The sequence below is a fragment of the Streptomyces sp. HUAS YS2 genome, assembly GCF_033343995.1.
GTDB classification, from domain to species: Bacteria; Actinomycetota; Actinomycetes; order Streptomycetales; family Streptomycetaceae; genus Streptomyces; species Streptomyces solicathayae.
Window position 1 is genome coordinate 4,183,813 of record NZ_CP137573.1, and the last position, 23,962, is coordinate 4,207,774.

Annotated in this window: 21 protein-coding genes, 1 tRNA gene and 1 other RNA gene; 14 read left to right on the plus strand and 9 right to left on the minus strand. The window is 73.8% G+C overall.

What is annotated here, in order from left to right; genetic code table 11:
• Nucleotides 1-19 precede the first annotated feature (19 nt).
• Nucleotides 20-1,525, plus strand: a complete 1,506-nt coding sequence (locus tag R2D22_RS19275; RefSeq protein WP_318105203.1) for a DHA2 family efflux MFS transporter permease subunit — start codon at nucleotides 20-22, stop codon at nucleotides 1,523-1,525.
• Between the two features lie 15 nt (nucleotides 1,526-1,540).
• Here R2D22_RS19275 and R2D22_RS19280 read toward each other — a convergent pair whose 3' ends face one another.
• The 3 genes from R2D22_RS19280 to R2D22_RS19290 all read right to left on the minus strand — a co-directional run bounded on the left by R2D22_RS19280 (nucleotide 1,541) and on the right by R2D22_RS19290 (nucleotide 4,283).
• Nucleotides 1,541-1,954, minus strand: a complete 414-nt coding sequence (locus R2D22_RS19280) for a YciI family protein (protein ID WP_318105204.1) — start codon at nucleotides 1,952-1,954, stop codon at nucleotides 1,541-1,543.
• 150 nt (nucleotides 1,955-2,104) lie between these two features.
• Nucleotides 2,105-3,163 carry an aldo/keto reductase gene (locus R2D22_RS19285; RefSeq protein ID WP_318105205.1) on the minus strand — a complete coding sequence of 353 codons (1,059 nt, stop codon included), beginning with the start codon at nucleotides 3,161-3,163 and terminating at the stop codon, nucleotides 2,105-2,107.
• Between the two features lie 121 nt (nucleotides 3,164-3,284).
• Nucleotides 3,285-4,283 carry a DUF5937 family protein gene (locus R2D22_RS19290; protein WP_318105206.1) on the minus strand — a complete coding sequence of 333 codons (999 nt, stop codon included), beginning with the start codon at nucleotides 4,281-4,283 and terminating at the stop codon, nucleotides 3,285-3,287.
• Between the two features lie 91 nt (nucleotides 4,284-4,374).
• On the opposite strand from R2D22_RS19290, the gene R2D22_RS19295 reads away from it, so the two are divergent.
• A complete protein-coding gene (locus tag R2D22_RS19295; RefSeq protein WP_318105208.1) occupies nucleotides 4,375-5,652 on the plus strand; it encodes an MFS transporter in 1,278 nt (425 codons plus the stop codon).
• A gap of 48 nt (nucleotides 5,653-5,700) precedes the next feature.
• Here the strand turns inward: R2D22_RS19295 and R2D22_RS19300 are convergent, their stop codons facing one another.
• Both R2D22_RS19300 and R2D22_RS19305 read right to left on the minus strand, forming a co-directional pair.
• Nucleotides 5,701-6,957: an RNA polymerase sigma factor gene (locus R2D22_RS19300; protein WP_411977150.1), complete on the minus strand. Its 1,257-nt coding sequence runs from the start codon at nucleotides 6,955-6,957 to the stop codon at nucleotides 5,701-5,703.
• Between the two features lie 5 nt (nucleotides 6,958-6,962).
• A complete protein-coding gene (locus R2D22_RS19305; protein ID WP_318105210.1) occupies nucleotides 6,963-7,334 on the minus strand; it encodes a YciI family protein in 372 nt (123 codons plus the stop codon).
• A 257-nt stretch (nucleotides 7,335-7,591) separates the two neighbouring features.
• On the opposite strand from R2D22_RS19305, the gene R2D22_RS19310 reads away from it, so the two are divergent.
• Both R2D22_RS19310 and R2D22_RS19315 read left to right on the plus strand, forming a co-directional pair.
• Entirely contained in the window at nucleotides 7,592-8,500 is a 909-nt protein-coding gene (locus tag R2D22_RS19310) for a hypothetical protein (RefSeq protein ID WP_318105212.1), read from the plus strand.
• A gap of 41 nt (nucleotides 8,501-8,541) precedes the next feature.
• Complete coding sequence (locus tag R2D22_RS19315) at nucleotides 8,542-8,961, plus strand: peptidase inhibitor family I36 protein (RefSeq protein ID WP_318105213.1); 420 nt, start codon at nucleotides 8,542-8,544, stop codon at nucleotides 8,959-8,961.
• 123 nt (nucleotides 8,962-9,084) lie between these two features.
• Here R2D22_RS19315 and R2D22_RS19320 read toward each other — a convergent pair whose 3' ends face one another.
• Both R2D22_RS19320 and R2D22_RS19325 read right to left on the minus strand, forming a co-directional pair.
• Nucleotides 9,085-9,864, minus strand: coding sequence for a DUF6585 family protein (locus R2D22_RS19320; RefSeq protein WP_318105214.1), 780 nt, complete (start codon nucleotides 9,862-9,864; stop codon nucleotides 9,085-9,087).
• Between the two features lie 73 nt (nucleotides 9,865-9,937).
• On the minus strand, nucleotides 9,938-10,669 hold the full coding sequence (locus R2D22_RS19325) for a TetR/AcrR family transcriptional regulator (protein WP_318105215.1): 732 nt from the start codon (nucleotides 10,667-10,669) through the stop codon (nucleotides 9,938-9,940).
• Nucleotides 10,670-10,761: 92 nt separating this feature from the next.
• Between R2D22_RS19325 and R2D22_RS19330 the strand changes: the two genes are divergently transcribed.
• Entirely contained in the window at nucleotides 10,762-12,198 is a 1,437-nt protein-coding gene (locus tag R2D22_RS19330) for a carotenoid oxygenase family protein (protein ID WP_318105216.1), read from the plus strand.
• Complete coding sequence (locus R2D22_RS19335) at nucleotides 12,195-13,064, plus strand: alpha/beta fold hydrolase (protein ID WP_318105218.1); 870 nt, start codon at nucleotides 12,195-12,197, stop codon at nucleotides 13,062-13,064. The genes R2D22_RS19330 and R2D22_RS19335 overlap by 4 nt, the downstream gene beginning before the upstream one ends.
• Here R2D22_RS19335 and R2D22_RS19340 read toward each other — a convergent pair.
• Nucleotides 13,048-13,722 (minus strand): response regulator, encoded by a 675-nt coding sequence (locus R2D22_RS19340; RefSeq protein ID WP_318105220.1) that lies wholly within the window; start codon nucleotides 13,720-13,722, stop codon nucleotides 13,048-13,050. The genes R2D22_RS19335 and R2D22_RS19340 overlap by 17 nt on opposite strands.
• A 27-nt stretch (nucleotides 13,723-13,749) precedes the next feature.
• Here R2D22_RS19340 and R2D22_RS19345 point away from each other — a divergent pair, with 27 nt between their 5' ends.
• Together R2D22_RS19345 and R2D22_RS19350 are read left to right on the plus strand one after the other, a co-directional pair.
• Nucleotides 13,750-14,295 (plus strand): ATP-binding cassette domain-containing protein, encoded by a 546-nt coding sequence (locus R2D22_RS19345; RefSeq protein WP_411977045.1) that lies wholly within the window; start codon nucleotides 13,750-13,752, stop codon nucleotides 14,293-14,295.
• On the plus strand, nucleotides 14,292-15,284 hold the full coding sequence (locus tag R2D22_RS19350) for a hypothetical protein (protein ID WP_318105221.1): 993 nt from the start codon (nucleotides 14,292-14,294) through the stop codon (nucleotides 15,282-15,284). The genes R2D22_RS19345 and R2D22_RS19350 overlap by 4 nt, the downstream gene beginning before the upstream one ends.
• 67 nt (nucleotides 15,285-15,351) lie before the next feature.
• On the opposite strand, the gene R2D22_RS19355 is transcribed toward R2D22_RS19350, so the two are convergent.
• Nucleotides 15,352-15,439 (minus strand) — tRNA-Ser (locus R2D22_RS19355).
• A 108-nt stretch (nucleotides 15,440-15,547) separates the two neighbouring features.
• Here R2D22_RS19355 and ffs point away from each other — a divergent pair.
• The 6 genes from ffs (at nucleotide 15,548) to R2D22_RS19385 (ending at nucleotide 23,937) form a co-directional block, all read left to right on the plus strand.
• Nucleotides 15,548-15,646, plus strand: an RNA gene (gene ffs / locus R2D22_RS19360) — signal recognition particle sRNA small type.
• A 42-nt stretch (nucleotides 15,647-15,688) separates the two neighbouring features.
• On the plus strand, nucleotides 15,689-17,815 hold the full coding sequence (locus R2D22_RS19365; RefSeq protein WP_318105223.1) for a DNA polymerase III subunit gamma and tau: 2,127 nt from the start codon (nucleotides 15,689-15,691) through the stop codon (nucleotides 17,813-17,815).
• A gap of 60 nt (nucleotides 17,816-17,875) precedes the next feature.
• The gene (gene purD / locus R2D22_RS19370) at nucleotides 17,876-19,126 is read left to right on the plus strand and encodes a phosphoribosylamine--glycine ligase (RefSeq protein ID WP_318105225.1); all 1,251 of its coding nucleotides are present in this window, start codon (nucleotides 17,876-17,878) and stop codon (nucleotides 19,124-19,126) included.
• A 274-nt stretch (nucleotides 19,127-19,400) separates the two neighbouring features.
• On the plus strand, nucleotides 19,401-21,194 hold the full coding sequence (locus R2D22_RS19375; RefSeq protein ID WP_318105227.1) for a M48 family metalloprotease: 1,794 nt from the start codon (nucleotides 19,401-19,403) through the stop codon (nucleotides 21,192-21,194).
• A 300-nt stretch (nucleotides 21,195-21,494) separates the two neighbouring features.
• Nucleotides 21,495-22,961: a N,N-dimethylformamidase beta subunit family domain-containing protein gene (locus R2D22_RS19380; RefSeq protein ID WP_318105228.1), complete on the plus strand. Its 1,467-nt coding sequence runs from the start codon at nucleotides 21,495-21,497 to the stop codon at nucleotides 22,959-22,961.
• A gap of 76 nt (nucleotides 22,962-23,037) precedes the next feature.
• Nucleotides 23,038-23,937: a phosphoribosylaminoimidazolesuccinocarboxamide synthase gene (locus tag R2D22_RS19385; protein WP_318105230.1), complete on the plus strand. Its 900-nt coding sequence runs from the start codon at nucleotides 23,038-23,040 to the stop codon at nucleotides 23,935-23,937.
• Nucleotides 23,938-23,962: the final 25 nt, after the last annotated feature.

Consider the following 23,962-nt stretch of genomic DNA (forward strand, 5'->3'; position numbering starts at 1 on the left):
TGAACCGTACAGTTCAGTCATGAAGTCCGACCCGCACGCCCAAGGGCACCCGCATGCCCACACGCCGTCCGACGCCCACGCCCACACCGACGCCCACACCGACGCACACGCCCACACCGGGGCCCACGCGCCGTCCCCGCCGCCCGACCCGCGCCGCTGGACGGCACTGGCACTGATCTGCACGGCCCAGTTCATGCTGATCCTCGACGTCACCGTGGTGAACGTCGCGCTGCCGACCATGGCCGCCGACCTCGGCCTCGGCCGCTCCGCGCTGACCTGGGCGGTCACCGCGTACACCCTCTGCTTCGGCGGCCTGATGCTGCTCGGCGGCCGGCTCGCGGACGGCCTCGGTGCCCGCCGCACCCTGCTCGCCGGGCTCGCGCTGTTCACCGCCGCCTCGCTGGCCTGCGGCCTCGCGCCGGACGCCGCGACGCTGCTGACCGGCCGCATCGCCCAGGGCGTCGGCGCCGCGCTGCTCTCACCGGCCGCGCTCTCCCTCGTCACCACGGGCTTCCACGGCGCGGAGCGCACCAAGGCCCTCGGCGTCTGGGCGGCGATCGGCGGCACCGGCTCGGCCGTGGGCGTCCTGCTCGGTGGCGCGCTGGCCGACGGCCCGGGCTGGCGCTGGGTCTTCTACGTCAACGTCCCCGTCGGGCTCGCGCTGCTCGCCGCGCTCCCGGCCGTCGTCCGGGCCCGCGCCCCGCAGCCGCCGCGCGGCCTCGACGTTCCCGGGGCGCTGCTGGTCACCACGGCCACCGGAGCGCTCGTGTACGGCCTGGTGCGCGCGGGCGACGCGGGCTGGACGTCCCCGTCCACGCTGCTGCCGCTGCTCGGCGCGCTCCTGCTGTACGGGGTCTTCGCCGCCGTCGAACGGGCGAGCCGCGCCCCGCTGATGGACCCGCGGATGTTCACCCGCCGGCCGGTGGTCGCGGGCTCGCTCCTGATGCTGGTCGCGACCGCGCTGCTGATCTCGTTCTTCTTCCTCGGCTCGGTCCAGCTCCAGCACCTGTACGGCTACGACGCCCTGCGCACCGGCCTGGTCTTCCTCCCCGTCGCCGTCACCACCGCCGTCGGCGCCCACCTGGCCGCCCGCCTCGTAGGCTCCCTCGGCAGCAGGCCCTGCGCGGCGGCCGGCCTGACGATCGCGGCCCTCGGCTGCGCCCCGCTCCCCTTCTTCACGGCGGAATCCGACCCCTGGACCACCCTGCTCCCGGCCCTCTCGGTCGCCGCCCTCGGCCTCGGCGCGGTCTTCGTCACCGCCACCACCACGGCCCTCGGCATGACGGCCCCGCACGAGGCGGGCCTCGCGTCGGGCATCATCAACACCTTCCACGAGGTGGGCGGCTCGATCGGCGTCGCGGTCGTCTCCACGATCGCCGGATCGAGCATCACCACCGGGACCCTCGCCGGCTACCGCGCGGCGTTCATCACCTGCGCCCTGACGGCAGCCGCCACCGCGCTCCTGGTCCCCCTGCTCGTCCCCCCGGGCAGACCCCGCACCACAGGAGGCCCGCACGCGCACTGACGCGCGCGGGTACCGTCACCGGCCCGGGCCGACCTCGTCGATCGGGCGGATGACGACCGGGTAGTCCGGGGAGCCGGCCGGGACCGGGCATTGGGTGATGCGGGCGGCGATCTCGGTGACGCGGTCGAGGCTCGCGCAGTCGAGGATCCAGTAGCCGGCGAGGAGTTCCTGGGAGCGGTCGTACGGGTTGTCGCGGATCGTGGGGCCGCCGATCGGGGAGGCCGTGACGAAGCGGGTGCGGGCGGGCTCGGTGAGGCCCTGGCCGTCCAGCATCTCGCCGGAGGCGGTCAGTTCCTCGTTGAGCTCGTTCATGAAGACGACCATGTTCTGCACGTCCTCATGGGTCCACACCGGGGACTGGGCGGAGCCCTCGCCCTTCATGGCGTCGTAGTCCGTCTGCGAGCCCAGCACCATCACCATGTACTTCACGACGTCGCTCCCTCGGGGGTCGGTGGGTCTGCTCCCTCCAGGGGACGCCGTGCCGCGCCGGAAAGGCGCGGCACCGCGCCCTTACCGCACCGATTCCACCCGTGGGGACCACCCCCCTTTCAGGGGGCACGGGTTCACGGGTTCACGGGTTCACGCCGCGTCCGCCGCCGCACGGTCCGTCAGCGGGCGGCGGCGGCCGGCGAGGTCCGTCAGGGACGCGGGCGGGAAGGCGGCCTCCGGGTCGTACACGTTCGTGCCCGGCGGCACGATCTCGTCGATCCGGTCGAGCACCTCGTCGTCGAGGACCAGCGGCGCGCCCTTCAGCAGTCCCACGAGCTGCTCCTCCGTCCGCGGGCCGACGATCACCGAGGTCACCGCCGGGTGCGCCGCGGCGAAGGCGATCGCCAGCTCGGGCAGGGTGCAGCCGATGTCGTCGGCGAGCGCGGCGAGCTTCTCGACGGCCTCGAACTTGGCCGCGTTCTCGGGGAGCGCCGGGTCGAAGCGGGTCGGCCGGAGCGCGGCCCGGCCGCTCGTCAGATCGACCGGCATGTCCTTGCGGTACCGCCCGGTGAGGAACCCGAAGGCGAGCGGGCTCCAGGTCAGGACGCCCATCCCGTACCGCCGGGTCACCGGCAGCACGGACCGCTCGATCCCGCGGGCGAGGATCGAGTACGGCGGCTGTTCGGTCCGCGGCCTGCGCAGCCCGCGCCGCTCGGCCACGGCATGGGCCTCGACGATCTCGTCGGCGGGGAAGGACGACGTGCCGAACGCGCGGATCTTGCCCTGCGACACCAGGTCGCCGAGGACGTCCAGCGTCTCCTCGATGTCCGTGCGCGGGTCGGGCCGGTGGACCTGGTACACGTCGATCCAGTCGGTGCCGAGCCGGCGCAGGCTGTCCTCCACGGCGCGGACGATCCAGCGCCGGGAGTTCCCGCTCCGGTTCGGGCCCTCCGTCAGCGGGAAGTGCACCTTCGTCGCGAGCACCACGTCGTCCCGGCGCCCGCCGAGCGCCTTGCCGACGATCTCCTCGGACTCGCCGGCCGAGTACATGTCGGCGGTGTCGACGAAGTTGACGCCCTGGTCGAGGGCGGCGTGCACGATCCGGGTGCACGCCTCGTGGTCGGGGTTGCCGACGGAGCCGAACATCATCGCTCCGAGGCAGTACGTGCTGACCTCGATGCCGGTGCCGCCGAGGATGCGATAGCGCATGCCGGACTCCCTTTTCGCGTACGGGGATTGGAGGTCCGCAGCCTAGGAGTTGGAGTGCGCTCGATGGCAAGCCCCGCCCCCGCTCACGAGGCCCGCGCCCAGGACGCCCCGCGCGGGACGCTCAGGAGGCTCCCGCCGTCAGCAGCGCGTCCGCCACCGCCGTCCGCGCGTACAGCACCGAGCGGCCCGCCCGGTGCGCGGTGACCAGGCCCGCGTCGCGCAGCGCGGTGAGGTGCTGGGACACGCCGGCGGGGGAGAGCCCGGAGTGGCGGGCCAGCTGGGTGGTGGAGGCCGGGGTGTCGAGCTCGGTCAGGAGCAGCGTCCGCGACCGGCCGATCACCGCCGCGACCGCCTCGCCGGCCGCCGTGGTCCGCGGCTCCCAGAGCGTGCCGATCCCCCGTGCCGGATAAGCGAGTTGCGGCGGCTCGGGCGGCACGGAGCGGGTGAGCACCCGGGGCCAGGCGAACGCGGACGGGATCAGCAGCAGCCCGGCCCCGGCCTCGTCGCGGGTCAGCCGGCAGTGCCGGCGCACCAGGCGTAGGCTGCCGTCGTCCCAACTCACCGTTTCGTGCAGCTCGTTGAGGACGTGGGCGGCGCCGTGCTCGGCGACCTGCCGGGCCCGGTGGAAGACGTCCGCCTCCAGTACGTCGCGGACCCTCGCCCAGTACGGCGCGAGCGCCAGCTCCCAGTAGCACTCGATCTCCGCGACGACCTTCTCCAGAGCCGCCTCGGGGGCCTCGCGCAGCAGCCGGAGCCGCGGGCCGGGACGCCGGTCGCCGGACTGGGCGGCCAGCATGTCGAGTTCGACGCGGACCCGGTCGGGCGCGGTCCGGCGGATCGCGTCGAGTTCGGCGGCGAGGGTGGGGAAGGGGGCGGCGGGGGCCGGATTGAGGAAGTCGGCGAGGTAGCTTGTGCGCGGGATCAGTTCGGCCAGCCAGCCCCGGTCGAGCCCGGCCTCGGCGAGCCGGGGCCGGACCTGCTCGGCCCAGCGCCGGTGCGGCCCGGCGGCGGCGCCGTCCCCGCGCAGGATCCGGTAGCTGGTGACGACCTCCCACATGGGGGAGACCGCGAACCGGGTCTGCGCCAGATCGGCCGCGGAGAAGCTGAGTTCGTACTCCATGGGCGCACACCCTCCGGTCCGTATCCCTGTTGGATTCGGTCTGAGCTTAATCATTGGTGGGGGTGCGGGGGACGGGCGCAGGCTTCCGCACATGTTCTCCAGCTACCGCGGACTGCCGCGCACCGTATGGACCGTCTTCGCCGGGTCGGTCGTCCACCGCATCGGCTTCATGGTCACGCCGTTCCTGGTGTTCTTCCTCGCCGAGCGGGACGTCACCGGCTCCGAGGTCGGTTACGTTCTCGGCGCGCTCGGCGCGGGCCACCTCATCGGCCCGGCGGTCGGCGGACTGCTCGCCGACCGGTTCGGCCGCCGCCCGGCCATGCTCAGCGGCCTGCTCGGCTCGTCCGCGGCGGTGGGCGCGCTGTACGCCGCCCCCGGCGTCTGGACGATGGCCGCCGCGGCGCTCCTGGTCAGCGCGACCGGCATGATGGTCGCCCCCGCCGCGTACGCCCTGATGTCCGACGCGGTCGACGCGGAACGGCGGCAGCGCGCGTACGCCCTGTTCCACTGGGGCAGCAACATCGGCACGGCGGTGGCGGGCGTCCTCGGTGGCTTCCTCGCGGCGCACGGGTACTGGCTGCTGTTCGCCGTCGACGTCACGGCGATGCTGCTGTACGCGACGATCGTCGTGACCCGGCTGACGGAGACCCGCCCGCAGTCCGCCCCGCAGGCCGCGGGAGCCACGTCGGCGAAGAACCAGGACGGCATCGGGTACGGGGTGGTCTTCCGCGACAAGCTGCTCCTGGCGCTGCTCCCGCTCTTCGGCATCCAGCTGTTCGTCTACTCCCTCACCGAGGTGGCCCTGCCGCTCGCCATCCACGACAGCGGCCTCTCGCCTGCCGTGTACGGGACGATGGCGGCGATCAACGCGATCCTGGTGGTCGTCCTCCAGCCCTTCACGACCGCCCGGCTCGCCAGGCTGCCCCAGCTCCCGGTGCAGGCCGCGGGCAGCCTGCTGATCGCCGCCGGCGTGGCGCTGACCGGCATCGCGGACAGCGTGGCCGGGTACGCGTTCTCGGTGGCCGTCTGGTCCCTTGGCGAGGTCGTGGTCTCGGGCATCGCCGCCGCCGTCGTCGCCGACCTGGCCCCGGCGCACGCCCGCGGCCGGTACCAGGGCGCGTTCAGCTGGACCTGGGGCGCGGCCCGTTTCGCCGCTCTGACCCTGGGCGTCACCGTCTACACCTCGGTCGGCCCGGCAACCCTGTGGTGGACCGCCCTCGCCGCCGGCGCGGTGACGGCCACCGGCACCCTGGCCCTGCGCGGCCGGGTGGCCCGGCGCGCGGCGGAGACGAAGCGGGAGCAGGAGGCGGCGGCGCTTCGGAGCGTTCCGTCCGACGAGCACCCGAAGACCGCGACCCTGGCGGCGTGACCGCCGCGTACGGCGGGTGCGGGCCGGCGAGACCGGTGCCGCACCCGCTCAGGCGTCCGTTCCTCCGGACGCCTCCAACCTCCGCGCCCGATCGGTGAGATGACGCCGCTCGGGCGCGCTCGTCGTGCGGCGGGCGGCCTCGCGGTACGCGTCCGTCGCCCGGCCCGTCTCGCCGCGCAGTTCGAGGAGGTGGGCGCGGGTCGCGAGCAGCCGGTGGTGCTTCGCCATCCGCTTGTCCTGCGCCAGCGCGGCCAGCAACTCGAGCCCGGCGTCCGGACCGTGGACCATCGCGACGGCGACGGCCCGGTTGAGGGTCACCATCGGGTTCGGCCCGAACCGTTCCAGGAGTTCGTAGAGGGCGAGGATCTGCGGCCAGTCGGTGGCGTCCGCGTCCGGCGCCTCGTCGTGGACCGCCGCGATGGCGGCCTGCACCTGGTACGGCCCGACCTGCCCGCGCGGCAGCGTACGGCTGATCAGCGCGACGCCCTCGGCGACCAGCGCGGCGTCCCAGCGGCCGCGGTCCTGCTCCCCGAGCGGCACCAGCTCGCCGTGCGGCCCGGTGCGGGCGGGGCGGCGGGCGTCGGTGAGCAGCATGAGGGCGAGCAGCCCGGCGGTCTCGCCGTCGTCGGGGACGAGCCGGTGCAGCAGGCGGGTGAGCCGGATCGCCTCGGTGGAGAGCTCGGGGGCGGTGAGGTCGTCGCCGTTCGAGGCGGTGTAGCCCTCGTTGAAGACCAGGTACAGCACGTGCCGTACCTCGCCGAGCCGTTCGGCCCGGTCGGTCTCCGCGGGCAGGGCGAGGGTCCCGTCGGCGGCCTTGATCGTCTGCTTGGCGCGGCTGATGCGCTGGGCCATCGTCGACTCGGGCACCAGGAACGCCGCCGCGATCTGCGCCGTCGTCAGACCGCCGACCGCCCGCAGGGTGAGCGCGATCCGGCTGGACGGCGACAGCGCCGGGTGACAGCACAGGAACAGCAGGGCCAGCGAGTCGTCCCGGTCCGCCTCCGGGCGCTCGTCGGCGGGCGGGCCGATCAGCGCCGACTGCGGCGTGGCCAGGGCGTGGCTGTCCTCGCGGCGGCGCCGCGCGGCCTCGCTGCGCACCTGGTCGACGAGCCGTCTGCCGGCGACGGTGACGAGCCAGCCCCGCGGGTTCTCGGGGACACCGTCCTTCGGCCACTGCAGCGCGGCGGCGAGCAGGGCCTCCTGCACCGCGTCCTCGGCCTCGTCGAAGCTCGCGTACCGGCGCACGAGCGTGCCGAGGACCTGCGGCGCCAGCTCGCGCAGCAGGTCCTCGACCGTGTGGGGCACGCTGCTCACAGGCCCGCAGCGTCGGCCGCCGCCTCGTGCAGCACCGGCCACAGCTCGACCGGCTCGACGTCGGCGAACGGCATGTCCGCGGCGATCTCCTGCGCCCGCTCCAGGCTGTCGCAGTCGAGCAGGTAGAAGCTGGCGATGTACTCCTTGGTCTCCAGGTACGGGCCGTCGGTCACCGCCGGGACGCCGTCCGCGCGGCGCACCAGCTGCGCGTTGGCCGCGTCGGCGAGCCCGTACGCGCCGATCAGCTCGCCGCTCTCCCGGTACCTGCGGTTGAAGGCGTCCTGCTTGGCGATCGCCTCGGGCCAGGCGTCGGCGGGGAAGGAGTCCCACTTGGCCTGGTTGCCGTAGATCATCGCGACGTACTTCATGGTGGGTTTCCTCCCCGTGTCGCGCGCCCCTTCGGCGCGCTGTCACCCCATGGTCGGAGCGGGAGACGGGCTCTCGACATCCGGCACGGAACGCATCCCGATTATTTTTCGGATGATCGTGGAGCGCCACCCTTCCGGGCGAGGACGCAACGTTTCACCTGCGGCGACGCGTATCCGCGTGATCATCGTGGGGCAGCCTGGGCGCTGTGCGGACCAGGGGTGTACGAAGCCGGCGGCCGGCCGTCCTCGCGGCGCTGATGCTCGTGCTTCTAGCGACGGCGTTGGCGGCAGCGGGCTGCGGGGCGGACAGGCCGGACAGGCCGGACAGGCCGGACAGGGCGGACAGGCCGGGGAGCCCGGGGAGCCCGGGGAGCCCGGAGGGGGCGGGGGCGCGGGTTGTCCCGTCGGCGGCGGACCGGCGGTACCTGAAGCGGGCGGAGCAGATCCTGATCGCCGAGTGCCTGCGCGCGCAGGGCTTCGCGTACGAGGCACGGACCCTCCCCGACGAGCCACCGCGCCGCTTCCCGTACGTCCTCGACGACGTCGCCTGGGCGCGGCGGCACGGCTACGGGCTCGACGAGGAGCGCCGGATCGCCGCCCGGAAGGCGGCCGACCCCAACGAACGCTATTTCCGCGGCCTGCCGCCCGAGCGGCAGAAGGCCGCGTTGGCGGCGCTGAACGGCGCGCGCCCGGAGGGCCTGTCGGCGCGGATGCCGGGCGGCGGTGTGGTGGTGGCGAGCGACGAGGGCTGTACGGCGCGGGCTCAGCGCCGGCTGTACGGCGACCTCCAGGGCTGGTTCGCCGCGCGCCTGACGGTGGCCAACCTGACGCCGCTGTACGTGCCGAAGGTGCGTGAGGACCCGGAGTTCCGGCGGGCGGTGGGCGGCTGGGCGCGGTGCATGGCGGGGCGGGGCCACCGCTACGCGACCCCCGACGCTCTGCGCGAGGCGCTGCCGGGCGTGCGGACCAGGGCGGCGGAGATCCGCCTGGCCGTCGCGGAGGCCGGCTGCGCGGGCGAGTCCGGCCTGGCCGCCACCGCGAAGGCGCTGGACGCGCGGTACGGGGCAGAGGTCCGCCGCCGGTACGCCGGGCAGATCGCGACCGAACTCCGCCTGGCACGCGCCGCCGTGCCCCGGGCCCGCGAGGTCCTCCACAGACGACCGTGAGCACTCCCGCTCCGGTTCCATCAGAAGGGAATCGACACATCATGCGCAAGACGAAGACGGTCCTGGCCGCGGCCGCGTTGGCACTGACGGCCGCCCTGGCCGCCACGACGCCGTCCGTGGCCTCGTCCTCCGTCTCCTCCGCCCCGGCCTCCGTTTCCGCTGCCGTGATGGCGGACGGCTACGTCCACGTCTGGGAGCACACCGGCGCCGGCGGCGCCACGTGCCGCTGGAGCGGGGACGACAGCGACTACCGCTTCAACACCGGTTGCGGCGACATGAACGACAAGGTCTCCTCCGCCCGCAACAGCGGCTACTCGGGCAGCTACGAGGACGTCCTCTTCTACGAGAACACCGAACGCCGCGGCTCCTTCGTCTGCCTCCCCAACGGCGCGTACTGGGAGAGCATGCCCGACGGCTGGAACGACCGTGTCTCCTCCCACTCCTGGGGCAGCGCCTGCTGATCGGCAGCGGGTGCGCCCCGTAGGGGTGATCACCGGTGTGCCCGCGTGAACGGGCACGGCGCGACGGCCGGGGTGGCGCACATGCGCCTTCCTCTTCCCTGCCGCGCCGTGCCCTTCCCCGCTCTAGGCGAGCGGCCGGCCCTGGGCGGCCATGTCGGTGAGGGTGTGGAAGAGCGAGAAGTTCGGCGTGAGCCGGACCCACGAGGCGGCCAGGGCGCCGCGCCGGCCGGCCACGCGGACGTCGATCGAACCGTCCTTGATCTCCACCCGCTCGACCTGATGCCACGGCGCCGAGGTGTTCCCGGAGCCGATCTCCCCGGCCGTGATCCACAGCAGCCCGAAGTCCAGCTTCTCGCCGGCGCGCAACCGTGCCAGTGCGCCGGGGAGTTGGGCGGTGGCGGAATCCTGCTGCACCCACGGGCCCCACTGCTCGCCGCCGGGGAACGCGCTGCCGACGACCAGATTGCGGCCGTCGGTGTCGGTGAGGCCGAAGGAGTAGACGGTGGAGAGGGTCCTGCCGTACTGGGTGTGGCGCTTGGTGTTGTCCAGCACCGTGCTGTCGGCGTAACGGACCACCCGCACCTGGTTCTTGTGCAGGACGACGACGCCGCCCTGGTACAGGTGCAGCGCACCGGGGCCGCCGCTCGCCATCCCGCCGAGCAGCAGTCGCAGGGCGCCGATCACGGTCGGCAGACCCGTCACGATCGCGAGCGCCGGATAGCCGGTGGCCAGGGAGGCCACCGTCGCGATGCCGAACAGCCCGCACACGGCGATGCCCACCCGCATCGCCGCCGTGCTCGTCGCCGACCCCTTCTGGTAGCCGCCGCGGTACGCACCAAGGTCCGCCCGGGCCGCCGCTTCCTGGATCTGCCGGTCGAACGCGCCAGCGTTTGTCTGAGTCATGACAAAGCAACCCCCGACGCCTCGCTGCCGAACTCCCGTCCGGCGCAAGGCGATAGTGACTTCTAGGACAGTGCTAGGAGACTTCTGGGTCTTGCGGGTCTTGCGGGTCTTCTGGGTCTTCTGGGTTTTCTGGAACTTCCGAGGCGCCCGCTTCGAGCCCGCACGGACAGTCCTCGTGCGCCTGCCGCCGTTCGCTGTCGGAGGCGAGGACGCCGAGGCCGAACAGGTCGACGACCTGTTCGATGAGTTCGTCGGCGCGCGAGGCGTCGAGGTAGTTGTCGACGAACATCTGCGACAACCCGTAGGCCAGCGCCTGGCCGGCGATCCGGACCACGTCCGGGTCGGCCCGCCGGAGTTCGCCGCGCTCCTGACCGGCGATGATCACGTCGGTGATGGCCCCGACGAGCGCATCGTGTCCCTCCTGCAGGGCGGGCGTGCGGTCCGCGCCGAAGACGGCGCGGCGCAGGAGCGTGAACCGGTGCGGATGGGCCAGCGCGTAGTGCGCGAACGCGGTGCCCAGGGCCCTGAAGGGGATCTCCTCCGCAGAGTCCTCCGCCGAGTCCACCGCGGTCAGTTGCGCCGTGGCGAAGTCCACCGCCACGGCCTCGCCGACCGCCGTGATCAGGGCGGCCCGGTCCGGATAGTGCCGGAACGGCGCCGAGGGGGAGACGCCCGCCCTGCGGGCCACCTCGCGGACGGTCACCGCCTCGATGCCTCCCTCGTCCAACAGCTCGACGGCATGCCCCAGCAACGTCTCCGGGAGGGAGCCGTGGTGGTAGGGCCGGCCGGTTGCTCGGGCGTTCATGGAGCCAGTCGTACCACACCTTGACACGGAGGCGAAGAGGAAATGTAATCGGCGATCACATCAATGTGTTCGCCGATCACATGGGAGTGCTCGTGGATCTGCATCACGGCGGCTGGGCGCGCGAGGTCGACGCCGAACTCCGGCTCAGTCAGGGGAAGTTGCCCGAGGGGCTGGCCGGGACCCTCTACCGAAACGGACCCGGGAACCATCTGTCCGACTACGTCATCGACGGCGACGGCCTGGTCAGCGCGGTGACGTTCACGCCCGGCCGCCCGGTACGGGTCCGGTCCCGCTACGTCCGGACGCCGTCGTACGCGGCGGCCCTCGGCGCCCGCGCGGCGGGCCGCGACGGCGCTCCTAGCGGCGACGGGCCCCCCGTCCGCCTCGGCGGGGCGAACGCCGCGGGCGGCCGGCTCCGCAACGCGCTCCGCCTGCCCGCCTCGCAGGCCAACACCTCCGTGGCGATGATCGACGGCCGGCTGCTGGCGCTCTGGGAGGCGGACCTGCCGTGGGAGCTGGAGCCCGGCTCGCTCGCGACGCTCGGCCGCTGCGACCTCGACGGAGCGGTGGGGCCGTCCGGCGCCGTCGGCCGCCGGCTCGGCAGCCCGTACTCCGCCCACCCGTGCTGGGACCCCGCCACCGCCGAGCTGTGGAACTTCGGCTGCGTGTACGGCCCGCGCCCGAGTCTGGAGATCTACCGCACCAGGAAGGGCGGCCCGACCGAGCGGCTGCGCTCCATCCGGCTGCCCCGGCGCCACATGGTCCACGACTTCGCGATGACCGCGACCCACCTGGTGTTCTGCCTCGGCCCGGTGGTCCTGGACATGCCGGCGATGATGTCCGGGCGGCTCACGACCTTCGAGGCCATGCGCTGGCACGGCGACCAGCCCACCCGCATCCTGCTCGTCCCCCGCGCGGGCGGACCGTTCCGCGTCGTGGAGACCGACCCGTGGTTCCAGTGGCACTTCGCCGGCGCGTACGACGACGGTGCCGACATCGTCTTCGACCTGGTCCGCTTCCGGTCCTGGACCGTCATGCACGAGGCCCTCAGCAGCCTCAGTCACCTCACGGACGCGTCCTGCTCCCCGGTCGGCCGCCTCTGGCGCTACCGCGTCGGCCCCTCCGGCAAGGTCGAGGGGCACCAGATCCACTCGCTGCCGCTCGAATTCCCCACCATCGATCCGCGCCTGGCCACCACGGCCCACCGCGACGTCTACGGCGCCGCCGCCACCGAGCCCGGCTTCGGCGTCGCGTTCTCGGCGGTCGCGCGGTACGACACCGAGCGCGGCGAGGCGGACATCCACGACTACGGCCCCGGCCACCTGGTCAGCGAGCCGCTGTTCGTCCCCGGCGATCCGGGCCGCCCCGACGGGCGGGGCTGGCTCATCGCGTACGAGAACGAGATCGCCGCCGGGGCCACGAACATCGTGATCTTCGATGCCGGGGCCGTCGCCGACGGGCCCGTCTGCACGCTGCCGGTCCCCGAGAGCCTCGGGTACACCTTCCACGGTCAGTGGGTGCAGGCGTGACGGCCGCGGAGCGGCGCACCACGTCCTTCGAGCGGGCCGGCCTGGTCTTCGACGTCTCGGACGAGGGGCCGCTCGACGGTGACGTCGTGGTGCTGCTGCACGGCTTCCCGCAGACCTCGCGCTCCTGGGACCGGCTCGCCCCGCTGCTGCACGCCGCGGGCTACCGCACGCTCGCGCCCGACCAGCGCGGGTACTCGCCCCGGGCCCGGCCGCGCGGGAGGTTCGCGTACCGGCTGTCCGCGCTGGTCGACGACGTCCTCGCGCTGGTCGAGGCGGCGGGGCTCGGCGACCGCAAGGTGCATGTCGTCGGGCACGACTGGGGCGCGTCGGTGGCCTGGTCGCTGGCGGCGGCCCGGCCTGACGTGGTGGCGACGGTGACCGCGCTGTCCGTGCCGCACCCGGCCGCGTTCATGTGGTCCCTGTTCACCAGCCGCCAGTTCCTCATGTCCTGGTACATGTACCTCTTCCAGGTCCCCTGGCTGCCCGAACTCGCGATCCGCCGGCTCGCCCGGCGCTCGGGACCGCGCCTGGTCGCCGGCCTGACGGCCGGCGGCCAGACCGAGGAGAGCGCGGCCCGGGACGTGGAGTTCGCGGCGCGTTCGGCCGCGCTGACCCCGGCGGTCAACTGGTACCGGGCCATGATGCTGAACACGCCGAAACGGATGGCCAAGGTGACCGTCCCGACCCTGTTCGTCTTCAGCGACGGCGACCCCGCCCTGAGCCGCACCGGCGCCGACCGCACCCACCGCTTCGTCACCGGCCCGTACACCTTCCACACCCTCACCGGCATCGGCCACTGGATCCCCGAACAGGCCCCCGCCGCCGTGGCCGACCTCCTGCGCGTCCATCTCACCCCGGACCGGTGACGGGGGAGTCCATGAGGCGGCTCTCCCAGGCCCAGGCGGCGATCTCGACGCGATTGCGGACGCCGAGTTTGTTCTGGATCGTCGCCAGGTGGCTCTTGACGGTGCTGAGGGTGATGAAGAGGGCGCCGGCGATCTCCTGGTTGGTGCGGCCTCTGGCGATGGCCCGGATCACCTCCGTCTCCCGGGGCGAGAGCGGCTGGGCCGGCCGGGCGGCGGACGCACCGGCCCGGGCCGGTGCCAGGTCGCGGAGCAGACGCAGGGTGATGGACGGGGAGATGAGGGCGTCCCCGGCGTGTGCGGCGCGGACGGCTTCGACGAGCAGGGCGGGCGCGGCGCCCTTGAGGACGAAGCCGACCGCCCCGGCGCGCAGCGCGCCGTGGACGTACTCGTCCAGGTCGAAGGTGGTGACGATGACCACCCGGAGCGGGTCCGTGACGCCGGGGCCGGCGAGGGCCCGGGTGACGTCGATGCCGTCGAGACCCGGCATGCAGATGTCGACCAGGCACACGTCCGGGCGCAGCCGGCGGGCGAGTTCGACCGCCTCGGCGCCGTCGGCGGCCTCGCCGACCACGGTGATGTCGTCCTGGTCCTCCAGGATGAGCCGCAGGCCGCCGCGGATCATCGCCTGGCCGTCGGCGAGCAGGACGCGGATGCTCAACGGGTCTCCCTCGCCGGTACGGGCGGGGTGGACCCCCGGCAGAAGGCCGGCCGGCTCTCGGGCGGCCAGCGCGCTCAGCTCGCCCTCACCGTCGCCGCGGCCAAACGGCCCGAGTTGCTGATCTTCGACGAGCCCGCCGCCGCCCTGGACCCACTGGCCCGGCACGCCTTCCTGGACGACCTGATCGAGTCCGTCACCGAACTGGGCGCCGCCGCCGTCCTCTCCTCCCACGCCCTGCCCGACGTCGAGCGGGTGTGCGACTACCTGATCGTGATGGCGGGCTCCCGGGTCCAGCTGGCCGGCGAGGTGGCGGAGTTGCTGGCGAGCCACGTACGGATCACCGGCCGCCACGCGGACCTCGCGTCCCTGCCCGCCGGAGCGGAGGTCATCACGCCCACCGACCCGACCGGGCGGGAGACCACGGCCGTCGTGCGGGCCGATCGCGCGCTGCCGGCCGGTGGGCCCTGGTCCATGGCGAAGGTCGGCCTCGAAGAACTGGTCCTCGCCCATCTCGCCCGGGCGGACCGGACCGGCGTCCGCTCCTCGTCGGCACTCACGGAGGCCCACCGATGATCTGGATGACCTGGCGCCAGTTCCGTACCCAGGCGCTTGTGGGCCTCGGGGCGCTCCTGCTCCTGGCCGGCTACCTCGTCGTGCTCGGCGGGCAGATCCACGGCGCGTACGACGACACCCTCGCCCACTGCGCGGCCGTTGAGGCCTGCGCCGGGCAGCTGGGCGCGTTCGCCGACCGGTACAGCCTCCGAACGGACCTGCTCGGCTACCTGCTGCTCGCTCTGCCCGGCGTCATCGGAGTGTTCTGGGGTGCCCCGCTGATCGCCCGGGAGCTGGAGGCCGGCACCCACCGGCTGGTGTGGAACCAGAGCGTGCCCCGCGGCAGGTGGCTGGCGGTGAAGCTCGGGCTGGTCGGTCTGCTGAGCGTGGCCGGTGTCGGCCCGTACAGCCTGCTGCTGACCTGGGCGACCGGCCCGGTCGCAGCCGTCCTCGACAACCGTTTCGAACCGGCGCTCTTCGCCTCGCGCAACCTCGCCCCGCTCGGCTACGCGGCCTTCGCCTCCGTGCTCGGCGCGACCCTGGGCCTGTTCCTCCGCGCCGCCGTACCCGCGATGGCCGCCACCCTGGTCGTCTTCGTCGCCCTCCAGATCGCCGTCCCCACCCTGATCCGCCCGCACTACGAAGCGCCGGCCCGCACCTCGGTCCCGCTCACCCCCGAACTGATCGGCCGCCTGACGAAGATCGGTACGTACGGCGACATCGGCGGCCTGCGCGTCCCCGGCGGGCCCTGGGTCGTCGAGACCAGCCCGATCCTCGACGCGGCGGGCCGGGAGGTCGGCCGCACCGTCTGGTTCCAGGACTGCATGGAGCGCAGTTCGCTCTCCGAGCTGCCCACGTGTCTGGCCGAGGGCGACGTCCACGTCGAGATCGCCGAGCAGCCGGCCGACCGGTACTGGACCTTCCAGTACCTGGAGACCGCCCTCTTCGCCGCCCTGGCGGCCCTCCTGGCCGCGCTCGCCTTCCGGCGGATCCGCCGCCATCCCGCCTGACGCACCCGCGTCCCGACCCACGGGTACGACAAAGGCCCGGATCGCTGAGCGGTCCGGGCCTTCTGCCTGGCGGAGGATACGAGATTCGAACTCGTGAGGGGTTGCCCCCAACACGCTTTCCAAGCGTGCGCCCTAGGCCTCTAGGCGAATCCTCCGCCGCAAACAATACAAGACGCTGAGGGGTGCTCGCGAACGTGATCCAGAACGGGGTCCCGCGATCGGGAGCGGGGGACCGTGGGGCCCCTGGGATCGGGTACTCTGGGGCCAGCCCCTCACGTGGCGCTATCTGACTGAACTCCCCCAGGGCCGGAAGGCAGCAAGGGTAGGTCGGCTCTGGCGGGTGCGTGGGGGGCGCTTGCGTTCTCGGGCACGGGTTGTCGGTGTGCGCCTATAACCTCGTATACGTGTCGTCTCTCGCGCTGTACCGCCGCTACCGCCCCGAGTCCTTCGCCGAGGTCATCGGGCAGGAGCATGTCACCGACCCGTTGCAGCAGGCCCTGCGGAACAACCGGGTCAACCACGCGTACCTGTTCAGCGGGCCGCGCGGCTGCGGCAAGACGACCAGTGCGCGGATCCTCGCGCGGTGCCTGAACTGTGAGCAGGGGCCCACGCCGACGCCGTGCGGCGAGTGCCAGTCCTGTCGGGACCTCGCCCGGAACGGGCCCGGGTCCATCGACGTCATCGAGATCGACGCCGCCTCGCACGGTGGCGTGGACGACGCCCGTGACCTGCGGGAGAAGGCCTTCTTCGGGCCCGCCTCCAGCCGCTACAAGATCTACATCATCGACGAGGCGCACATGGTCACCTCGGCGGGCTTCAACGCCCTGCTGAAGGTGGTCGAGGAGCCGCCGGAGCATCTCAAGTTCATCTTCGCGACGACCGAGCCCGAGAAGGTCATCGGGACCATCCGGTCCCGGACGCATCACTATCCGTTCCGGCTCGTCCCGCCGGGGACCCTGCGCGAGTACCTCGGCGAGGTCTGCGGGCGGGAGGGCATCCCCGTCGAGGACGGCGTACTGCCGCTGGTCGTGCGGGCCGGCGCCGGGTCCGTGCGTGACTCGATGTCCGTCATGGACCAGCTGCTCGCCGGCGCCGCCGACGACGGTGTGACATACGCCATGGCCACCGCCCTGCTCGGGTACACGGACGGGTCGCTGCTCGACTCCGTCGTGGACGCCTTCGCCGCCGGTGACGGTGCCGCCGCGTTCGAGGTCGTCGATCGCGTCGTCGAGGGGGGCAACGACTCCCGGCGGTTCGTCGCCGATCTGCTGGAGCGGCTGCGCGATCTCGTGATCCTCGCCGCCGTGCCGGACGCCGCCGAGAAGGGCCTGATCGACGCGCCGGTCGACGTCGTCGAGCGGATGCAGGCGCAGGCCTCCGTCTTCGGCGCCGCCGAGCTGAGCCGGGCCGCCGACCTGGTCAACTCCGGGCTCACCGAGATGCGCGGGGCCACCTCGCCGCGACTGCAGCTGGAGCTGATCTGCGCGCGCGTGCTGCTGCCCGCCGCCTTCGACGACGAGCGTTCGCTGCAGGCCCGGCTCGACCGGCTGGAGCGCGGGGCGGCCGTCGCCCCCGCACCCGTCGTCATGCCCGGCCCGCCCGCGCCCGCCATGGGATACGTGCCCGGGCCGGACGCCCACACGCCGATGGCCCCGCCGCCGCCCGCCCCGGCCCCGGCGCCTGCCCCGGCGGCCGTTCCGCAGCCGGTCCAGCCCGCGCCGCCGGCCCAGCCCGCCCCCGCCGCCGCTCCGCCGGCGCAGGCGCCCGCCGGACCGCGCCCCGGTGCGTGGCCCGGTGCCGCCGCTCCCGGCAGTGGCGCGCCCGGCGCCTGGCCGGGTGCCTCCGCGCCGCAGGCCGCCGCGCCCGCGCCCGCCGCGCAGACCCCCGCGCCCCAGTCGGCCGCGCCGGCCGCCCCCGCCGCCCCCGGCGGGGACATGGCCCAGGGCGCCGCCCAGGTGCGGAACATGTGGCCGTCGATCCTCGACGCCGTCAAGAACCGCCGCCGCTTCACCTGGATCCTGCTCTCGCAGAACGCGCAGGTGGCCGGTTTCGACGGCACCACCCTCCAGCTCGGCTTCCTCAACGCCGGCGCCCGCGACAACTTCGCGAGCAGCGGCAGCGAGGACGTGCTCAAGCAGGCGCTCGCCGAGCAGTTCAACGTGCACTGGAAGATCGAGGCGATCGTCGACCCCTCGGGCGGCTCCGCGCCCCCGCCCGCCGCGGGCGGCGGCGGCTTCGGCGGCGGCCGGCCCACGGCGCCGCCCCCCTCGTTCCAGCAGGCCCCGCCCCCGCCGCAGGCCCCTGCCCCGCAGCCCCCGGCCGCCCCCGCGCCGCCGCAGGCCGCCGCGCCCGCGCCCGTACAGGCCCAGCCGCAGGCCCCCGCGCCGGTCCAGGCACCGCCGCCGGTCGCCCCCGAGGACGACACCCCCGAGGAGGACGACCCCGACCTCGTCGAGTCGGCGCTCTCCGGGCACGACCTGATCGTTCGCGAGCTCGGGGCCACCGTGGTGGAGGAATACACAAACGAATAGGGCGTCTCGCTCGGTGGCCCGCACAAGGGGCACTCCGCCCCGCGGGCTACCCTGGCTGGCGTGAAGGTCCTCGTCATCGGCGGCGGCGCCCGCGAACACGCCCTGTGCCGCTCCCTCTCTCTCGATCCCGACGTCACCGCTCTGCACTGCGCGCCCGGCAACGCCGGAATCGCGGAGGTCGCCGAGGTGCACCCCGTCGACCAGCTGGACGGCGACGCCGTCTCCGCGCTGGCGCGCCGGCTCGGCGCCGACCTGGTCGTCGTCGGCCCGGAGGCCCCGCTCGTCGCGGGCGTCGCCGACGCCGTGCGCGCGGCCGGCATCCCCTGCTTCGGCCCGTCCGAGCAGGCGGCTCAGCTGGAGGGCTCCAAGGCGTTCGCCAAGGACGTCATGGCCGGGGCGAACGTCCCGACCGCCCGCTCGTACGTCTGCACCACCCCCGAGGAGATCGACGAGGCGCTGGACGCCTTCGGCGCTCCGTACGTCGTCAAGGACGACGGCCTGGCGGCGGGCAAGGGCGTCGTCGTCACCGACGATCTCGCCGCGGCCCGCGAGCACGCGCTGGCCTGCGACCGCGTGGTCATCGAGGAGTTCCTGGACGGCCCCGAGGTCTCCCTCTTCGCGATCACCGACGGCGTCACCGTCCTCCCGCTGCAGCCCGCGCAGGACTTCAAGCGCGCGCTGGACGGCGACGAGGGCCCCAACACCGGCGGCATGGGCGCGTACTCGCCGCTGCCCTGGGCCGACCCCAAGCTGGTCGACGAGGTGATGGACTCCGTCCTGCAGCCGACCGTCGACGAACTGCGGCGCCGCGGCACCCCGTTCGCGGGGCTGCTGTACGCGGGTCTGGCGATCACCAGCCGCGGTGTGCGGGTCATCGAGTTCAACGCCCGCTTCGGCGACCCGGAGACCCAGGTCGTGCTCGCGCGCCTGAAGACCCCGCTCGCCGGCGTCCTGCTGAACGCCGCCAACGGCACCCTGGCCGACCAGGCGCCGCTGAACTGGAGCGGCGACGCGGCGGTGACCGTGGTCGTCGCCTCGCACAACTACCCGGGCACGCCGCGCACCGGCGACCCGATCGAGGGCCTCGACGAGGTCGCGGCGCAGGATGCCCCGCACGCGTACGTCCTGCACGCCGGCACGAAGCGGGACGGCGACGCCGTCGTCAGCGCCGGCGGCCGCGTCCTGTCGGTCACCGCGAGCGGTACGGACCTGGCGCAGGCCCGCGAGCGGGCGTACGCGGCGGTCGGCCGGATCCGGCTCGACGGTTCGCAGCACCGCACGGACATCGCGCTCAAGGCCGCCGGGGAGTGACCCCGGCAGTTGCCGGGGAGTGACCCGGACGGGGCGGGGGAGGGAGAACCTTTTCCCCCGCCCACTGTCTTCACCTTTACCCAAAGCCATTCCATCGAGTGACGGCTGAGCCATCCGGATGACGCCCGCCGAACCCCCAACTAGGGTGCGGCGCAGGCGTTCCGGCACTTGGCCCACCGGCATTGCGATGTCGGTGGCGGGTGCCACAGTGGGGGAGTGAGCAACACCGCCACAGGCAGTCCCTACGAGGGTACGAGGGGGGTGAGGCAGGTCCATGTCCGGCATCGGTAACGGCTCCGGCCGCGGCGCGGCCGCGGCCGAGGAGCGCGGCGCACGCGCGGCGCGGCTGCGGGCCCTCGCCGTCCTCCGCGTCCGTTCCTGGGGCACCGCTGTCGCGCTGCTCCCCGCGGCCGTCGCGGTCGTCCTCATCGCCGGCGGCCCCACCGGGCATCTCACCGGCTCCGGCTGGGACGCCGCGCGCTGGGCGGTCACCGTGGTCGCGGTCCTCGTCCTCCTCGTGGCCGGCGCCGTCGCGCTGGTCATCGCGCGGGCCAGGCCCGCCGTCACGCCGACGGTGGAGCTGGCCGAGCCGGCCGCCCCCGACCTGTACCGGATGGTGCAGGACCTGGCCGACCGGCTCGGTGTCCCCGCGCCCTCCGCGATAGCCCTGACGCCGGACTGCGACAGCTGGCTGGAGGACCGTACGCATCCGGCGCACGGAAACGGCCGCACGGCCGGGCTGCGCCGCTCCACCGACGCGCCCGTGCTCGTCATCGGCTCGCCGTTCCTCTGGTGGATGCGGGTCGGCGAACTGCGCGCGGTGCTCGCCCCCGTCGTCGCCGGTACGGGACCGTCCGCGCAGCCCGACATAGCCGCGGCCCGACGCTTCGTGCAGGGTCTGGATGCGGCGGTCGCCGCGCACCGCCGCCCCGGGCTCGACCCGGTCCGCCGGCTCGGTGCGCGCGGGGTCGGCGCGGTCGCCCGGGTGCTGCTGCGCAGCTGCCGGGGCCATGCCGCCGAGATGGAGCGGGGCGTCGCCGTCGCCGCGTCCGAGCGCGCCCAGGCGGTCGACTACGGGGTGCGGATCGTCGCCCAGGAGCAGGTCGGGCTCGCGTACGCGGGCTGGGACCGGCTGCTGACCCGGGTCGCGCTGCCCGCGTGGCGGATGGGTCGCTGGCCCTCCCGTCTCGACGCGGGCGTGGTCTCGGCGCTCACCGAACTCTCCCGGCGCGACCGGCTCGCCGAGGGCTTCACGTCCCGGCTGGGCGAGCGCCCGGCCTGTGACCTGCTGGAGGAGCCCGGCGCAGTCGACGAGGCCGCCTCGCTGCTCGCCGCCCGCCTGTTCCACGGCGGCCCCGCCGAGCCCGGCCCGGACTGGGCGCCGGTGCACTGGCAGCAGTACCCGGAGGAGGTCGTGGACCGGAAGTGGCGGACGGACGCCGCGCGGCTGCACGGCGTCCTGGACCGGCTGGGCGTGCTGCCCGCCGGGGCGTCCGGCACCGACCGGACCGTCCGCGACGACGCGGCGGACGGCCCGACCCTCGCCCGCGTCCTCGCCCACCTCTCCACCACCGGCGCCACCGGAGCCGGAGCCACCGGAGCCGAATCCGGAGTGGGAGCCGCCGGAGCCGCATCCGCCCGGGACGCCGACGGCCCCGCCGAGCCGCCCGCGGACGCGCTGGCCGCCGCCCTGACCGCCGAGGTCGCCCGCGAGGAGGCTCGCAGGCCCGAGCCCGCGCCCGTCTCCCTGCCCGGCGCGCCCGGCCACGCGCACGCCGTCTCCGGCTCCGACGCGCTGCCGTTGTTCCCGCTGCAGCCGCCGCGTACCGGACGCGACCTGCTCGCCGACCACGTGACGGCGATGGTGTGCTGCGCCGCCGTGGACACCGCGGGCGCGCGCCCCGGCCTCGACTGGCTGGACGGCCCCGCGCTCTTCCTGGGAGAAGAGCGCCAGACCGAGCTGACCAGCTGTGTTCTGACCCTGGTCGAGGACGGCGACCCGGACCCCCTGCGGGTCTGGCTGGCCCGCACCGGAGTGCGGCCCGAGAAGCCCGTCCGGCTGGTCTGAGACCGGTCCGGAGCTCCCCCGGACCCGGAAGCACTGGTTCCGCTCTCGTCAATTAGCGACGAACGGTGACGGAGTGCGTGCGTTATGTGATGTGCTGGGTTTCGGCGCTGACAACCCGTCGCGCCTTGGGCTCGCGCCAGGCTTGCGCAAGGCACGCCAGGGCGCACGGCCGCACGACGCACAACCCACGCACCACAACGCACACACCAGGCATCAGGCAGAACCAGGCACCAGGCACCAGGGCACCAGGCACCAGACACCGGACATCACCATTCGGGGGAGTCGAGGGAGGGGCGCAGCATGGGGGCAGAGCACATCAGGCGGTGGGAATCAGGGGCGCTCGCCCACGCCGTCACGGACCCCTTCGGTCAGGGCCCGCTGCCCTGGCTGCGCGGCAGCGAGCACTACTTCGACGACACCGGCCAGGTCGTCCCCTGGTACGTCGACACCGCGATCGGCGGCAAGACCACCAGCACCGGCGGCCCGCGCACGGCGGACGACGTGCGCCGTCAGATCAAGGGCTTCGCGTCCAACGGGGCGGTGGCCCCCGGCGAGGCGATCGACTTCCACATCACCGTGGACCCGCCGCAGCAGTTCTCCGTGGACGTCTACCGCATCGGCCACTACAGCGGCGACGGCGCCGCGAAGATCACCACCAGCCCGCGGCTCTCCGGCATCGTCCAGCCGCCCCCGCTCACCGCCGACCGCACGGTCTCCTGCCACCACTGGTGGCTGTCCTGGCGGCTGCAGATCCCGTCGTACTGGTCGATCGGCGCGTACGTCGCCGTGCTCACCACCGCCGACGGCTACCGCTCCCACATCCCCTTCACGGTCCGCGACGACCACCCCGCCGACCTGCTCCTCGTCCTGCCGGACGTGACCTGGCAGGCGTACAACCTGTACCCGGAGGACGGCCGCACCGGCGCCAGCCTCTACCACGCCTGGGACGAGCAGGGCCGGCTCCTCGGCGAGGAGGACGCGGCGGTCACGGTGTCGTTCGACCGGCCGTACGCGGGCGCGGGCCTGCCGCTGCACGTGGGCCACGCGTACGACTTCATCCGCTGGGCCGAGCGCTACGGCTACGACCTCGCGTACGCCGAGACCCGCGACCTGCACGCCGGCCGCGTCGACCCCACCCGCTACCGCGGCCTGGTCTTCCCAGGCCACGACGAGTACTGGTCCGTCCCCATGCGGCGGACCGTCGAGCTCGCCCGCGAGCAGGGCACCTCGCTGGTCTTCCTGTCCGCCAACACCCTGTACTGGCAGGTCGAGCTCGGCCCCTCGCCGTCCGGCGCGCCCGACCGGCTGCTCACCTGCCGCAAGCGCCGCGGCCCCGGCCGCCCCGCCCTGTGGCGCGAGATCGACCGTCCGGAGCAGCAGCTCCTCGGCATCCAGTACGCGGGCCGGGTCCCCGAACCGTCGCCGCTGGTCGTACGGAACGCCGAGCACTGGCTCTGGGAGGCGACCGGTGCCGCCGAGGGTGACGAGATCCCCGGCCTGGTGGCGGGCGAGGCCGATCGGTACTTCCCGCGCACCGCCCTGCCGCCGCACGAGAGCCGCATCCTGCTCGCCCATTCGCCGTACCAGGACACCGAAGGGGCCCTGCGGCACCAGGAGACCTCGCTCTACCGGGCCCCGTCCGGCGCCTGGGTCTTTGCCTCCGGCACCTTCGCCTGGTCGCCCGCGCTCGACCGCCCGGGCCACACCGACACCCGCATCCAGCGTGCCACCGCGAACCTCCTCGACCGCATCTGCAAACGCGACTGACCGGGCCCGGCCTCCGCGTCCCCCTCCCGGTGGGAGAGAATTGGAGCGCTCCTGGATCAACCTACGCGGAGGAACCGTGTCCGGATTCGTAGAAAAGCCCGAGCCCGTCCAGGTCCCGGGCCTCACCCATCTCCACACGGGCAAGGTGCGCGACCTGTACCGCGACGAGGCGGGCGACCTCGTCATGGTGGCGAGCGACCGCATGTCCGCGTACGACTGGGTGCTGCCCACCGAGATCCCCGACAAGGGCCGGGTCCTCACCCAGCTCTCGCTCTGGTGGTTCGACCTGCTCGCCGACCTGGTGCCCAACCACGTGCTCTCCACCGAGCTGCCCGCCGGCGCGCCCGCCGACTGGGAGGGCCGCACCCTCGTCTGCAAGTCGCTGAACATGGTGCCCGTGGAGTGTGTGGCCCGCGGCTACCTGACCGGCTCCGGCCTCGTCGAGTACAACGAGTCCCGTACGGTCTGCGGCCTCGCGCTGCCCGAGGGCCTGACGGACGGCTCCGAGCTGCCCGCCCCGATCTTCACGCCCGCCACCAAGGCCGCCGTCGGCGACCACGACGAGAACGTCTCGTACGAGGAGGTCGCCCGCCAGGTCGGCGCGGAGACCGCCGCGCTGCTGCGCCAGACCACCCTCGCGGTATACGGCCGGGCCCGCGACGTCGCCCGCGAGCGCGGGATCATCCTCGCCGACACCAAGTTCGAGTTCGGCTTCGACGGCGAGACGCTGATCCTCGCCGACGAGGTCCTCACCCCGGACTCGTCCCGCTTCTGGCCGGCCGCGAGCTGGGAGCCGGGCCGCGCCCAGCCCTCGTACGACAAGCAGTTCGTCCGCGACTGGCTGACCTCGCCGGCCTCCGGCTGGGACCGCAAGAGCGAGCAGCCGCCGCCGGCGCTGCCGCAGGAGATCGTGGACGCCACCCGCGCCAAGTACATCGAGGCGTACGAGCTCATCACCGGCACGAGCTGGAGCTGACGGACACGAAGAAGCCCCCCGGTCG

Coding starts and splice junctions, on each gene's coding strand:
- R2D22_RS19275 (WP_318105203.1), top strand. CDS start 20: ATGAAGTCCGACCCGCACGCCCAAGGGCACCCGCATGCCCACACGCCG.
- R2D22_RS19285 (WP_318105205.1), bottom strand. CDS start 3,163: ATGCGCTATCGCATCCTCGGCGGCACCGGCATCGAGGTCAGCACGTAC.
- R2D22_RS19290 (WP_318105206.1), bottom strand. CDS start 4,283: ATGGAGTACGAACTCAGCTTCTCCGCGGCCGATCTGGCGCAGACCCGG.
- R2D22_RS19295 (WP_318105208.1), top strand. CDS start 4,375: ATGTTCTCCAGCTACCGCGGACTGCCGCGCACCGTATGGACCGTCTTC.
- R2D22_RS19305 (WP_318105210.1), bottom strand. CDS start 7,334: ATGAAGTACGTCGCGATGATCTACGGCAACCAGGCCAAGTGGGACTCC.
- R2D22_RS19310 (WP_318105212.1), top strand. CDS start 7,592: ATGCTCGTGCTTCTAGCGACGGCGTTGGCGGCAGCGGGCTGCGGGGCG.
- R2D22_RS19315 (WP_318105213.1), top strand. CDS start 8,542: ATGCGCAAGACGAAGACGGTCCTGGCCGCGGCCGCGTTGGCACTGACG.
- R2D22_RS19320 (WP_318105214.1), bottom strand. CDS start 9,864: ATGACTCAGACAAACGCTGGCGCGTTCGACCGGCAGATCCAGGAAGCG.
- R2D22_RS19325 (WP_318105215.1), bottom strand. CDS start 10,669: ATGAACGCCCGAGCAACCGGCCGGCCCTACCACCACGGCTCCCTCCCG.
- R2D22_RS19350 (WP_318105221.1), top strand. CDS start 14,292: ATGATCTGGATGACCTGGCGCCAGTTCCGTACCCAGGCGCTTGTGGGC.
- R2D22_RS19375 (WP_318105227.1), top strand. CDS start 19,401: ATGTCCGGCATCGGTAACGGCTCCGGCCGCGGCGCGGCCGCGGCCGAG.
- R2D22_RS19380 (WP_318105228.1), top strand. CDS start 21,495: ATGGGGGCAGAGCACATCAGGCGGTGGGAATCAGGGGCGCTCGCCCAC.